The sequence below is a fragment of the Oceanobacillus phoenicis genome, assembly GCF_047238145.1.
Lineage (GTDB): Bacteria > Bacillota > Bacilli > Bacillales > Amphibacillaceae > Oceanobacillus.
This window is the reverse complement of the sequence record NZ_JBDFME010000001.1, coordinates 1,067,364-1,081,306: the sequence shown is the minus strand read 5'-3', so window position 1 is coordinate 1,081,306 and position 13,943 is coordinate 1,067,364. Positions and strand designations below refer to the sequence as shown.

The 13,943-nt window shown below is 37.3% G+C and carries 13 protein-coding genes and 1 pseudogene; 6 read left to right on the top strand and 8 right to left on the bottom strand.

Translation table 11 applies throughout. The features are described from left to right. Window positions 1-227 precede the first annotated feature (227 nt). The 3 genes and pseudogenes from ABC346_RS05800 to ABC346_RS05790 all read left to right on the top strand — a co-directional run bounded on the left by ABC346_RS05800 (window position 228) and on the right by ABC346_RS05790 (window position 2,695). Complete coding sequence (locus ABC346_RS05800; protein WP_413233952.1) at window positions 228-1,124, top strand: sulfurtransferase; 897 nt, start codon at window positions 228-230, stop codon at window positions 1,122-1,124. 131 nt (window positions 1,125-1,255) lie between these two features. Beyond that, window positions 1,256-1,893: pseudogene (locus ABC346_RS05795) on the top strand (LysE family transporter). 55 nt (window positions 1,894-1,948) lie between these two features. Further along, complete coding sequence (locus ABC346_RS05790) at window positions 1,949-2,695, top strand: YqcI/YcgG family protein (RefSeq protein ID WP_413233951.1); 747 nt, start codon at window positions 1,949-1,951, stop codon at window positions 2,693-2,695. On the opposite strand, the gene ABC346_RS05785 is transcribed toward ABC346_RS05790, so the two are convergent. Both ABC346_RS05785 and ABC346_RS05780 read right to left on the bottom strand, forming a co-directional pair. Next, a complete protein-coding gene (locus ABC346_RS05785) occupies window positions 2,679-3,980 on the bottom strand; it encodes an amino acid permease (RefSeq protein WP_413233950.1) in 1,302 nt (433 codons plus the stop codon). The two genes, ABC346_RS05790 and ABC346_RS05785, sit on opposite strands and share 17 nt — an antisense overlap. A 6-nt stretch (window positions 3,981-3,986) precedes the next feature. Beyond that, window positions 3,987-4,928 (bottom strand): arginine deiminase family protein, encoded by a 942-nt coding sequence (locus ABC346_RS05780; protein WP_413233949.1) that lies wholly within the window; start codon window positions 4,926-4,928, stop codon window positions 3,987-3,989. 138 nt (window positions 4,929-5,066) lie between these two features. Between ABC346_RS05780 and ABC346_RS05775 the strand changes: the two genes are divergently transcribed. Continuing rightward, a complete protein-coding gene (locus ABC346_RS05775; protein WP_413233948.1) occupies window positions 5,067-5,726 on the top strand; it encodes a spore coat protein in 660 nt (219 codons plus the stop codon). Window positions 5,727-5,808: 82 nt separating this feature from the next. On the opposite strand, the gene ABC346_RS05770 is transcribed toward ABC346_RS05775, so the two are convergent. After that, window positions 5,809-6,942 (bottom strand): zinc-dependent alcohol dehydrogenase, encoded by a 1,134-nt coding sequence (locus ABC346_RS05770; protein WP_413233947.1) that lies wholly within the window; start codon window positions 6,940-6,942, stop codon window positions 5,809-5,811. Between the two features lie 141 nt (window positions 6,943-7,083). On the opposite strand from ABC346_RS05770, the gene ABC346_RS05765 reads away from it, so the two are divergent. Together ABC346_RS05765 and ABC346_RS05760 are read left to right on the top strand one after the other, a co-directional pair. After that, entirely contained in the window at window positions 7,084-7,587 is a 504-nt protein-coding gene (locus tag ABC346_RS05765; RefSeq protein ID WP_413233946.1) for a PH domain-containing protein, read from the top strand. After that, window positions 7,584-9,074 carry a PH domain-containing protein gene (locus tag ABC346_RS05760; RefSeq protein WP_413233945.1) on the top strand — a complete coding sequence of 497 codons (1,491 nt, stop codon included), beginning with the start codon at window positions 7,584-7,586 and terminating at the stop codon, window positions 9,072-9,074. The genes ABC346_RS05765 and ABC346_RS05760 overlap by 4 nt, the downstream gene beginning before the upstream one ends. A gap of 228 nt (window positions 9,075-9,302) precedes the next feature. Here ABC346_RS05760 and ABC346_RS05755 read toward each other — a convergent pair whose 3' ends face one another. From ABC346_RS05755 to ABC346_RS05735, 5 genes are read right to left on the bottom strand one after another with little or no spacing between them, the layout of a single operon-like run. Next, window positions 9,303-10,010 (bottom strand): GntR family transcriptional regulator, encoded by a 708-nt coding sequence (locus ABC346_RS05755; RefSeq protein ID WP_413233944.1) that lies wholly within the window; start codon window positions 10,008-10,010, stop codon window positions 9,303-9,305. Between the two features lie 7 nt (window positions 10,011-10,017). Then, window positions 10,018-11,031, bottom strand: a complete 1,014-nt coding sequence (locus ABC346_RS05750; protein WP_413233943.1) for a sugar kinase — start codon at window positions 11,029-11,031, stop codon at window positions 10,018-10,020. Beyond that, the gene (gene dagF / locus ABC346_RS05745) at window positions 11,021-11,770 is read right to left on the bottom strand and encodes a 2-dehydro-3-deoxy-phosphogluconate aldolase (RefSeq protein ID WP_413233942.1); all 750 of its coding nucleotides are present in this window, start codon (window positions 11,768-11,770) and stop codon (window positions 11,021-11,023) included. Before dagF ends, ABC346_RS05750 begins: the two co-directional genes overlap by 11 nt. Beyond that, window positions 11,754-12,839: a DgaE family pyridoxal phosphate-dependent ammonia lyase gene (locus tag ABC346_RS05740; RefSeq protein WP_413233941.1), complete on the bottom strand. Its 1,086-nt coding sequence runs from the start codon at window positions 12,837-12,839 to the stop codon at window positions 11,754-11,756. Before ABC346_RS05740 ends, dagF begins: the two co-directional genes overlap by 17 nt. Then, window positions 12,817-13,926, bottom strand: coding sequence for an amidohydrolase/deacetylase family metallohydrolase (locus ABC346_RS05735; protein ID WP_413233940.1), 1,110 nt, complete (start codon window positions 13,924-13,926; stop codon window positions 12,817-12,819). The genes ABC346_RS05740 and ABC346_RS05735 overlap by 23 nt, the downstream gene beginning before the upstream one ends. Between the last annotated feature and the right edge of the window lie 17 nt (window positions 13,927-13,943).

Sequence of the window (13,943 nt, the reverse complement as noted above, 5' to 3'; positions counted from 1 at the left end):
AAACGAGCAATAAGTTAGATTAAAATTATCTAATTTATTGCTCGTTTTATTTCGTTCGCACAAACCACTATTTCAGTATTCAAAATATCATAATTTTCATTTGCTATATTTAGCATATTTTTCTAATTAAATACCAAGCTAATGAATAGCAATGATGCAACAGAAAAGATATAATTATCCTTAGTAAATTAATAAGAATAATTATATATAATAAAGGAGATGAGCATGTGAGTAATCGAAAAGTACCTTTAATTGTAACAACAGATTGGTTAGCAGAAAGACTAGATGATCCGAAACTTCGCATATTGGATGCAACTACTTTCTTAAAACAACCTGCAGAGGGCGGGTACTATGATGTCTGGTCAGGTAAGGATGTATACGATAAAGGTCATATACCTGGAGCTGTATATGCAGACTTACTTGGAGAATTATCTGACTCTAACTCTCCTTTTAAATTCACTGTTCCACCAAGAGATCAATTTATTGATAAGATCACGAAACTTGGAGTTAGCGATGACACGTATGTGGTGGTATATGATCAAGCGCAAGCAGTTGTAGGAGCTCCAGTTATTGGATCTGACTGGGCTTCAAGACTCGCATGGCAATTACGTTATGAAGGATTTGAAAATGTAGCTGTACTTGATGGTGGTTTATTAAAATGGAAAGAAGAAGGACGACCTTCCACTACAGAACCAGGGTCTTATCCTGAAGGGCATTTCACTAGAACACGCAACGCTGATTTATTAGCAACAAAAGAAGATGTTAAAAACGCAATGGAAGATGATAATGTTGTACTTATCAACAGTTTATCCCCAGCTGATTTTGCTGGCGAAACCGATACGTATGAACGATCAGGGCATATTCCAAGCAGTGTGAATGTTTTCTTCGGACAACACAGTGACCAAAAAACATTACAACTACATCCTGAAGAACAATTACGTAAAACTTTTGAGGAAGCCGGAGCACTTGATTCCGATAAGAAAGTAATCACATATTGCGGTAGCGGAATTGCAGCTACATGGAACGCATTGATTCTCAATCAATTAGGACAAGACAATGTTGCCATGTATGACGGTTCCATGACAGAATGGGCAAATGATAAAGACCTTCCTTTAAAAAAATAAGATTATTATACACACGTGTAGAAGCAATTATAACTTCTACACGTTTTTTATTGGTAATTTTAGTTGTACAAGCTGTTAGATAGAATAGAATAAATATAGAGCAAGAAAATAAGGCATTGGAGGGATCATTTATGCAGACGTTCTTTAGCTATGTAATTTTAGGTCTTTCTCTATCTATTCCGATTGGCCCTATAAATGCTGCACAGTTAAATAAAGGTATTCATCAGGGATTTTTCCATTCCTGGCTTGTTGGTGTTGGTGGAATGTTTGCAGATGTGATTTTTATGTTATTAATCTATTTTGGTGTAGCTCCCTTTTTAACAACACCGTTTGTAAAAACATTTCTTTGGATATTTGGATGTTTTATTTTAATTTATATTGGGATGGAATCAATAACAAAAGCCAAATCTACACTGAGTAATACATCTAATGTCAAATCAACATCAAAGCTCAACGCATTCGGAACGGGTTTATCATAGCCATTTCCAATCCAATCAGTATTATTTTTTGGCTTGGTATTTATGGTTCCATATTAGCGAAGACCACTGAAACCTCTACAAATAGTCAGTTACTAATCTACAGTTGCGGTATTTTCCTCGGTATTATTTTGTGGGATATTTTTATGGCAAGCGTAGCGACAAGCTTCCGAAAATTCTTTCACAGTAAAGCTCTCTATTGGATCTCTATCATTGCAGGCATCGTCCTTATTGGATTTGGAATATTTTTCGGATACGAAGCATTTAAAGCCATTCAATATATACTGTTTTAGGCATGCACCTAAATGACCTTCCCCTAATAAGCTAACTCTAGGAGGAGGATTATGCATGGGTATACTTTTTGACAATGTAAAAATCAAGCAAAATTGGGAGTTACTTTCTCCTTGGAAACAAGATGCTTATCAATATTTTCAATTCATGATTGGTGAAAAAAAAGACTATCCTTGTGTACCTGCACGTCAAGGATTTAAAAAAAATATGTTACGATTTGGCTTTTTGGATAACGTCGACGATATGAAGATGTTGGCATCATCACTAAAGGAGTATGGAGATATTTCCAAAGATATTGGGCAATATACTTCTCTTGTTATGTTTATCCATATGAATGAAACCGAGGCAGTGATGGATGATTACCAAGATTTATTCTGGAGAATGTTGTCTGATGTAACGAACTATGATACATCACATTGGCCAATAAATATACCGGATAATCCAGAACACCATGAGTGGGAGTTTTGTTTTAACGGTGAACCCTATTTCGCATTTTGTGCAACTCCTGTTCACCAGTTACGAAAAAGTAGATATTTTCCCTATATGATGATTGCTTTTCAACCGCGTTTTGTATTTGAGGAACTAAATGCTTCTACTGCCTATGGCCGGAAAATAAAGAATGTCATACGCCAGCGTTTACAAGCATTTGATTCTATATCGGTTCATCCAGAATTAAAATGGTATGGAAACATTGATAATCACGAATGGAAACAATACTTCATTGGTGATGATGACCAGACCTTAAGTAAATGCCCATTTACCCGTTTTAAACAAAGGATATCCGACCTTACGAAGATGAAGTAGTATGCCATTTCTTTTTCATGATAAACACCGCAATGGTAATCATGAAAATAAATCCTATACTGACAAAGAAACCCATCCTGCTAACTTCCGTAAATAAGGTTGTCGTCACTGCTATAATAATCAAAACACCTGCAATCATAGGCTTCATAAAGCTCCAGCGTGTCGGGCGCTGTAATTTCATAAAACTCGCTAAAATAAACAACCAATTATATAAAAGCATGAGACCGGCTGCGGTAGTAATATACTCAAATATGCGATCTGGTAAAAGTAAACCAATGACAATAGAGACAATTAAGCCGATCAATAAACTAATAAATGCTGGGAAGGGAATTTTCAACCTTCCCTTTTTAGATAAAAAAGCTGGTGCATGATGATCTTCAGATAACGTAACCAATATGGTGATAATCGCATACAAAGAAGCAATCATCGTGGAGAATCCGGCAATAATAAAAACACCATTAAATACATCAGCAATAAACGGTATTTGAAATGGTTGTAATGCTGTAATAAACGGACTTTCATCTATACTTATTTTCTTCTCATTGATAAACGCTAAAGCTAACCCTAATGCAATGATATAAATAGATACAAGCCCTAGCAGCATCCACCTTCCCGCTTTTAACGCTTCTTGCTTTTTTTTCAGATCGGTCGCAACAAGTCCCATTACTTCAATACCACCAAAAGCATAAAACGCATAGATAAAGCCCACCCACCACGTTGAAGGAAAGTTACCACTCAACGCACTGTGGATTGGATTACCGGAACTTTCTGTTTCCTTTACTAACAAAAATACAGCAACCAAAATAAACATGATAACTGCAGAAGCCTTCATTATTCCAAAGATATTTTCAATCTTCTCGAACCCAGCAAGTCCCGTAAGGATGATGGTTAATCCAAGCCCAGCGAAGATAACCATACATATCCACAAAGGTAAATCTGGAAACCAAAAGCGTGTAAAGATACCTAGAGCAATTAACTGGCTTCCCATAATCAGCATCTCGCTCAAACAATACACCCACCCATTACTAAAACCTGCCCAATCGCCAAATGCTTTCTTGGCATAAGAGCGAAACGAACCCTTATCTGGATACTCTATCGATAACTTGGCTAACGTCTCATATACAAAGTATGTGCCGATAGCAGAAAACAGAAATAACCATAGTACCCTTGCTCCTGCTTGTTCAATAGCAATACTTGACCCTAGGAAAAAACCTGTTCCAATAGTACAGCCTATACCAACAAGCGATAATTGCCACCATTTCATATTTCCTTTTTTTCGAACCATTCTAACCTATCCTTTACGCACAAGAGGAAGTGTCATACAACGAATTCCACCTCCTGCTTTTTCTAACTCAGATACTTCTACTTCGATAAATTGTAACTTGGCTATTTGTTGGTGTTGTTTTAACCGCTGTTTATGTGCCGCTTTACTAATTAACAGTGTTTCAGGATTGAGATTAAGATAATTAAAGTCCGGCAACGATTCATACTGTTGTAGCCAATGTATATCAAAACCATGACGCCGCAGGAAGGTCTCCAACATCTCATATCTCGCGCCTGCTTCCATCGATACATATACGGGAAAATGTCGCATAAATGCCTTAGCAATAAATACATCTCCTCCAGCGACGTTCCCATTCATATCTAAGTGCATCGTATCGGAGTTTCTTGGTAAATTAATCACGGCAATTTCAGAAAAACCACTTGCAAAGATGGTTTGTTTTATTTGTTCCACACTATCAATGCTTGTTCGCATCCCTGCATTGATGAGTACAGCATCTTTATTTAAGACCATAACATCGCCAAATTCCAATGCTTTTAAATCGTTGTTTTCTCGTATTTGAAACGAATCTGGAAACCAATCTTGAAATAGTACATGTGAGTGCATATACTCCGGTTTACGCATAAATATACCTGCTTTACCGGGAATCATGGTCGTTCCAAATACACAAGCTAGATCACGCACAAAGACACGATGAATTAATTGCTGACTTAGTGCTTGGTCGTTCTCCGATAAATACGAGCTATACTCAATAACTTCAACTTGAGCTTCTTCCAGAGCCTGCTTCATCATCGAAAATTCTTCGGTTGCTTTTTCTACATGTACAGCACCGCTCCAACGTACTTCATCCAATACTTTGGGGTCAGTAATGGATACTTCTGCTGGACGGCAAAGGATAACAGCTTTTAATTCCTCATGCTCTGAGTAACTTTGTGGACGTATAGGCTTCATTTATAATCTTCCTTTAATAACTAAGATGACTTTAGCCTAACCATCCTAAAAAAGAATATGTACGCTGAACCATTCATGAAAAATAAGATGTTGGGGAAAGTAAACAAGATATAACATTCATATTTAGGAGGAAAGTAAATGCATTCAATGAATCAAGGTAAAGAAAATCATCAACCAAATCAGATGAAACAGCCAACCAATCAAGCTGGGATGACACAACCTGGGCAAAGTTTAAACCACGGCGGTCATGAACTATTTGATGCCCATGAAGTGATTGCTGGTATCATTAGCATGCTTGATCAATATCAAATGTATGAGCAACATATCCAAGACCCTGCACTTAAGGATATTTTGCATCGTCAAACGACATTTGTAACGAAAACCTATAATACCATTGTTGAATCTTTTCAAACCGGACATGACCCTAAAGTACCCACTCAAGAATACAAGATGCAGCAATCGAACAATATCGTTTACGGCATTCAAGCTGGAAAACCGAAAAAACCGAATGCTTCCACCAATGAATTATCCGATCAAGGAATCTCTGCCTATATGCTAGGAAATGCTAAATCCCTAACATCTTTGCTTGCGATGACAGCAGTAGAGATGACCAATCCAGTATTACGCAGAGTGATCGCTGATACAGTACCAAACTTCATTGAACTTAGCTATGAGATTTTCTTATATCAAAATAAACACGCATATTATCAGGTTCCCCAATTAGCAGAACAAGATATGATCAATATGTTAAATAGCTATACTACGGTACAACAGCCACCGAATGCTCCGTTACACTAAATAAACAAGTACCTTCATATGGCTTTAGTAGACGGTCTTTTTTACGACAACCGCATAGAGTCATTAGAGGGTACTTTGTCTTTTATGGTCTTAATAAGATTTTAATGCAATCATCTTCATGATCATTGAAAACTTGATACGCTTGTGCTGCTTCTTTTAATGGCAGTCGCTGAGTAATAATCTCCGTAGGGTCAATTTCTTGATTCATAATTTTCTTGTATAGTTCGGGCATGAGGTGAATAACAGGAGCTTGACCCATTTTCAGATTAATATTACGCACCCAAAATGCACCAAGTGGAAATGCATTATAATTCCCACCATACACACCAGTTAATTGGACGGTTCCGAATTTACGAACAGCTTTTGTAGCAATTTGGATTGGTCCAAGTGTGCCACCTTGGAGTTTCAGCTTTTGTTCCAAGTATTCTAAAGCTGACTTCTTCCCATCCATTCCTACACAATCAATTACAACATCTGCTCCACCTTGCGTTATTTCTTTTAAATGCTCTCCCATATCAGGGAACTTTGTAAATGCAAATGTCTCTACCATATTCTTCTTCTTGGCATGTTTCATACGATAATCTAAATGGTCGATAGCAATTACCCGCTTCGCCCCTTCTAACCAAGCAAATTTCTGAGCCATTAAACCGACTGGGCCACACCCAAGAACAATGACAGTATCCCCCAGCTTGACGCCTGCATGTTTCACACTCCAATAAGCCGTAGGTAATACATCTGACAAAAGCAAGAGCGATTCATCTTCTAACTCACAAGATTCTGGCACTAAAAAAGGGGTGAAATTACCAAAAGGAACACGTAAATACTCTGCCTGTCCACCTGGATAATTACCAAACTTTTCCGAATAGCCAAAGTAACCACCTGAATCATGATATGGGTTGGAGTTATCACATTGGCTCTCCATTTCATGCTGACAATAATGGCATTGACCGCAAGAGATATTAAATGGAATAACGACTCGGTCTCCTTTTTTCACTTTCGTCACTTCTGGACCAACTTCTTCCACAATTCCCATTGGCTCATGTCCAATAATATATCCTTCTGGTAAAGGTATGTTACCTTGGTACAGGTGAAGGTCCGATCCACATATTGAAGTCGTTGTAATCCTTACAATAATGTCATCAGCTTTTTCAATTTTTGGTGCAGGTACTTGCTTAATTTCTATCTTTTTCGGTCCTTGATACGTTACAGCTCTCATTTTATCCATACACCTCGATAATTATTTAATTACGTTTAGTATCTACTTTCTATTTTGGTTTATTCGGATATAATAGACGATAGAATTTGAAACTTATTTCTTTTGTATATCGTATGAGTAATTAAGAGAGGAGAAGTGAAAATGCACAATCAAATAGAAGAGCCAACAGAGAGGATTTCCGAAAAAGCAATCCTTGTATGGCGTACGATGAATAGTTTTATTCTAACAGGAGCATTTATTATCTTAATTGCACTATTAATTGCACATACATACTTTTCTTGGTATGACTGGATAGCTTACGTCTTATGGGGGTTAATAGCGCTTAGTCTACTAGATATTATCTGGTCCATTTATTTAGAACCTTATTTATTACAGAAATATTGGCGCTATCAAGTAGATGAAGACTTTGTACAATTAAAACACGGTCGTTGGAAGCTTATTCATGTCGTTATTCCCATGGCAAAAATACAGTATGTGGGTTTGAAACAAGGACCACTACTGCGTAAATATAATCTACATACCCTATCTATTGGAACGATGGCTTCGACACATGAAATACCAGCAATTCCAGAAGATACAGCTCGAGCGATACGAGACCAAATCGCTGACTTAGCCAATATTAATGATGAGGAAGGAGCGGAATGATGCAATCAAAACGCATGCATCCATTAATGATTGCTTCATCCATTCTAAGTTCGATTAAAGATCTGTTTTTTCTAATACTTATCTTCTTTGTGATTAATATAGCATCAACATCGACCTGGGTAGTAATCGGCAGATACATTCTAATTGCAATCTTTATTCTACTTATTATCACAGCTATTGTAGAGTGGTTCCGAACTTCATATGAAGTAAAAGAAAAATCGATTGTTATCAGACAAGGCGCATTTGTAATAAAACAGCGTTATTTACCTTTTGATCGAGTTCAAAATGTAAAGACAAATACACCCTTTTACTTCCGGTTTTTTAATGCAACTTCTTTAGTGCTAGAGACTGGTTCAGGAGGTGATGATGCTTCCTTCACCTTTCCTGCTCTCTATTTAACAGAAGCAAAGAAACTAGAAAGTATTATCGACCGCTATCGAAAAAATGATCTTAAGATAGAACAAGGTGGAGTTAAAGAAGATCAAGCAATTACGGAAACCTCACAAACCGAAAATGAGCTTCGTAACAATAAATTGGAGCAGAAACATCCCGAACGAAAAATTCACTTTACACCAACACGTAAAGATGTATTAAAAGCATCCATACTATCAGCAAGCTATATTGTATTAGTTCCCATTCTATTATCGATTTTCCAACAGATTGATAGCGTTTATGATATCAGTACTTATCTTGAAGAAGGTTATCAGTTCCTATCCAACTCATGGATGGTACTTGCCATTGCAATCACACTACTTATTTTAGCGTCTATAGCTTTTGGCGTTATACAAACATTTTTAAAGTATGGGAAGTATGAGATTGCTTCTGATGAAGAGCGTATTTATATTTCTCAAGGTGTGCTTAGTGAGAAACATTTCTCTATTCGAAAAAAGAACGTTCAAGCCATTGAAATGCGTCAATCCATATTAAAACGGTTACTAGGACTAACCAGCGTAAAATTAATTAGCGCTGGTGAAATGGAATTGTCTGGAGACCCAGTCAATTCTCTATATCCATTTCTACCTACCAAAAGAGCACTCTCTTTAGTAGAAGAATTACTGCCAGGGTTTGAAATTACAACAGAAATGAAACGAATGCCAACTTCATCACTTGTTGCAAGAATGCTCCATGTTCCATGGATATGGATAATCGCCACAGGAGTTATTCTTTACTTCTTCCCACAATGGTGGTGGACATCTATTATTTTACTCATTTTAACCATCGTGGTTCGTTATCTTGATTATCGATTTGCTAAATTTACGATCAATGGGTCGTTTATCCAATTACAAACTGGGGGTTGGGAAATCACGACATTAGTTACCCAGCGAAATAAAGCTATTGAATTCTCCATAGAAGAAAATATTATTCAACGACGTCTTGGTGTCATTACCATTAAAACAAGCAATCGTGGTAAACCTGTGTATGTGAAGACCCTTGCTGACATTCCTGCACCAATGGCAAAAGAAGCCTACTATTGGTATAAACAATAATAGGCTTCCAAACCAAATTAAATACTTGAAGAAAAGAAATGGCCTAAGTGACACTCTTGATGCAATAAGCAAACAGAGGATCACCTAGGTCATTGATCTCTAAATGTATTACCTGATCTGATCTGTTTTGATTTTCATTGCAGATGGACTCTTTTTAGCAGGCATCGTTTTTAGCTAACTTGAAAAGAAGAACACTTTTCAAGTGGATCTAGCACTTAAGATATTATTTCACATATTAAAATTAACGATATATTTATGAAGCTCGGTATTATAATAAGCAAACGAATACTCCACGAGCCGATCTCTACTATCATATGAATAACGTTCACGTTGTAATAGTGGTTGTTTCTCTACTTCCAGCAGTTCGGCAACATTTTGTTCAGGAACAGAAACACCGAATTCATCTTTAAATCGATAAAAACGAATTCCTTGCTGATACAACATATCGTAAAGGGAATTAACAAACACTTCCGGGTCTTTTGGAAGTGCAATATGCGTAGAAATATAATGTCGAAAGTGAATATAAGGTTTTCCATTTAATATATATAGGCGTTCAATACAGTAGGCTTCATTACCACCTAATTGATGTAGTGGATCCGAAAGTTCTTCAACAACCGTTAAATCAATAAACTTCTTACTCAAATGATGACCTTCCCCAATTAAATACTCCGTAAAACGTTGGCCTTTTGATAATTTGGAAACCACCTGATTTGCTAAAACCGTTGTCCCGATACCACTTCTTTTTTCTACATAGCCTTCTTGAGCAAGCTGTTCTACCGCTTTACGAATGGTTATCTTACTTACTTCAAACTCCTTCTCCAATTCTGGTTCAGACGGAATCAGAGCATGGACTTTATATTGTCCATTAATAATTCTTTCTTTCAAGATATCTTTCACTTGAATATATAAAGAACCTTCCCTCAAATTTAGTTTCATGATTGATCTACCTTTCTATATCGGGATCATGATTATTTACTAAAGACCATACTTCTTTATCAGATGAAATTGGTGAATCTCCATATGTTGAATGCGCTAAAATTCCAGCAGCCATAGCAAATTGAACGGTATCTTCTTTCGAGTATTGTTGTCGTAATCCATGCATTATACCACTCGCAAAACCATCACCTCCACCAATACGATCGAAAATTCGAAATTCATACCGTTTAGAGTAATAAAAATACGCATTTGTATATAAAAAGCCTTCTATCTCATGCTTATTATCTTGTAATCGCTCCCTAATTGTACCAGCAATTAATTGAATTCCATATTCTTCTGCTACTTTCGGTATAAGTTGTTTAATTTGTGATTTTCGATCAACTTCATTTGTAGCGTAACCTAAAACGTGTATTGCATCTTTTTCCGTCATAAAACAAACATCACTTAACTGTAACATCTGTTGATACGCATTTCTCGCTTGTCGGGTATTATTTCCCCACAGTTTCGGTCTGAAGTTACAATCAAATACTACTAAAACACCTTGTTTTTTTGCTTTCTTTGCAAGAGAAAGCATGGTTTTCCTAGAATTCTCCGAAACTGCTAAACCGATGCCACAAAAGTGAATCATATCTGTATCTATCAATATTCGTTCCATATGATAATCCGATGCTACCGCTTGGTGAAAGGCACTGATTTCCCTACTGGTGTACGTGACTACGGATGGACGCAAGTCGAAACCATCTTCTAAAAAGAACATCCCGATATGTTCGCCATCTCGATGAATGTCTTGCGTTCCTACTCCTAATGATTGCAAATACGATAAAGCTGCTTCTCCAATATTATTATCTGGCAATGTTGTTATGAGGCTCGTTTGGTTTCCATATTTTCCTAAAGCAGTGAGCACATTCACTCCTGTACCTGAAAAAGACATATCTAATACGCGAGTTTGCTCTAACTTCTTTTTACCCGGAACATGGAGTCGCATCATTACCTCTCCAAATGCCTTTACTTTATTCGTCATACTGGTCTCCTAATTGTTTCATAAAATGATAGATAGACTGTACATCCTCTAACTTCGTACGACCTGTAGAAGCATCAATAATAGAAGAATAGACATGTGGAATAACTTTCTTCACACCGGATTGGAGAGCGATTTCAATAATCTGACCACTATTTTGTACATCTATACCCCCTGTTGGTTCTAAATAAAAGTCTTCACCTGCACAAGCCTTAGCTACTGCTTCATATTCTTCTAATCGACTTGTTCCATCCATCGGGAAGAACTTTAGTGAATTTCCGCCCATTTCTTTGGTTAACTGAATCGCAGCTTCCACCTCTACAATGATTGGAGCTTTATTCGTTGGTCCTGTAGCAATATCGACAAAACCAGGTCGTCCCGTAGGTTTTACTAGACTATTAATCAGCGTTTGAGAATGGTTTACAGCTGCTCTCGTATATCCTACTTTTGGGAAGACTTGATTGATGTGCCTCGGTTGATATTCACGACTAATGTCTGCAACCATCTTCCATTGCTCTGGGTTCCCTCCACCTAAACCGAGTGAAATGGCTCCATCTAGTTCCTTATCATATACATGTATATCTTCTAATGCTTCATGAACACTATTATAATTGCTAGATAATAAGCCTATGAGTACATAACCATCGGTTGCTTCATAGATTTCTTTTGCATTTGTTATATCAGAAGCTAATACATTTAAACAAATTCGATTGTTATAAAAGTTATTAGCCATCTTGTCCACCTCCTATTAGGTGAGAAATTTCTTGTACAATTATATCCATTTCTCCTGGAAATAATGGTCGAGGATCAATATCAAAATGCCCTTCATTTGCATGATAATCCCTTGTATAAATAGCAGGATTTCCGTCTTTTAATTGATCTACTAATGTTGAAGCATCAAGCGGAGCTTCTGCACCAACATGTACTCTTCCGCGGTAAATTTCTCTTCCCGATTCATCCACCTCAATAGTTATCTTGACTCCGCTCCATTTGTTCAGTTGCTTTAGTTTTTCTAAATCTGCTAATTGGAGCGACACATCCGATTGTTCAGTGACAAATTGTTCTAATGCATGCAACAACCCAAAAATTGCTTCCTTCCCTACTTTCATCGCTCTCCCGACTCCTTTCATGTGGAGAGTAGCATATTTTATAAGTTCAGCTTTTCCAGCTAATATGCCAGATGTAGGACCTTGAATCGCTTTGGAGCCACTAAAGATTACCAAGTCTGCGATTTCTCCGAATCCTGCAATATCTTCTTCTGCAGCTGCATCAACAATGAGTGGAAGGTTTTTTTGACGTGCCCATTCACTTACCTCTTTTAATGACGGCATATTCTTTTGCACGCAATGATGGGATTGTACAAAGAGAATTGCTGCCGTATTCTCCGATACCGCTAGATCAATTTGATCGATGCTACAACCGTTCGCATATCCTACTCCTTTAGGTTTTCCGCCGCCTACTTGTATCATTACATCCACTGGAGCTCCATAATCTACTTGATGCCCCTTCATTATTAGTATTTCTCGTTGAAGAGAAGCATCTTCATATAAGTGCTCAACAAGGTAGCGATTATCCTTTGATATAACTCCCGCTACCGCAAGGGATATCGCTGCGGATGCGGAATTTGTAATTAATGCGTGTTCTGTATGTACATACTTCGCTACTTGCTGTCCGGATTCCTGCACTAGTTTTTCCATTTCGAAGTAGTATCTCCCTCCTTCAGCAAGGCCTTCGAGCACATATTCTGACATCGTAGATACACCTAATATACTCATTCTCCCACTCGCATTAATCACTTTTTTCAAGTTCAATATAATTCCCTCCTATGATGACTGCTTCTGCTTTAATAAGTGACTCTCCATGAATACTCGTACCGAATGAATCCGTTAATTTTTTTGATGATTCTTTTACTGTAAAAAATGTTAAGTCCGCAATCGAACCAGGTTGTAAGCTTCCTAACTCCGGTTTACTTAATATTTCTGCTGGTTTTGTCGTAACCGCTTCGATAACTTGTTTTAAACTATATCCTAACGCTAAAAACTTACTTAATGTTGTCTCCATATTATAAACAGGGCCGTTCTTTTGATTGTTTTGATAAATATCCGTCCCCAAACTATCAAAGTAAACACCTTGTTGTTTCGCTTTTTGTGCAATCTCAAACGAAAAGCTCGAGCTTCCATGACCAACATCTAAATAGACCCCTCTATCAATTGCTTCTAATAATGAAGGTTTTACGGAGCCATCTTCTCTAAAAATATGGTTATTTTCTTTCTCATGATAACAGTGCGTTAAAATATCTCCTTTTTTCATGTAACTTAATACTTCATTGAGTTCAGGTGGTGCCGTACCTACATGCACCATTAATGGGAGTGCCAATTTATTACGAAACGTCTCAGCTATAATCAGCGGTTGTATGCCATTCCCACAAACAACGCTTGCACTCATTCGTGCTTTTAGTCCAACAATAAATTGCGGATATTTCTCCACTGCTTGCTGAATCGCATCAAAAGATAGATTACTTAAATCTGAAAGTTCATCCTGACGCATCAATCCAATACGAGATATATTTAAAAAAGCCAATACTCTCGTCGTTGCTGCTTTTGCAATTTGGTAAAATTCATCCACGTTATTGGCACCACTGCTACCAGCATCGACAATCGTAGTTACACCCGTTGTATAGCCAATTTGATCTGGTATCGCACAATACGGCTTATATTTTGGAAACGCATGTGTATGAAGATCAATCCAACCTGGGGAAACATACATACCAGCTGCATCAACAATTACTTCACCTTGTACTGTAGTTTTTTTTACTACTTCTACAATTCGCTGATTCTCAATGACAATATCAACAGTTGTTCCATTGACTAACGTTGCATTCTTTACTATTTGTACCATGGTATTTACTCCTTCTT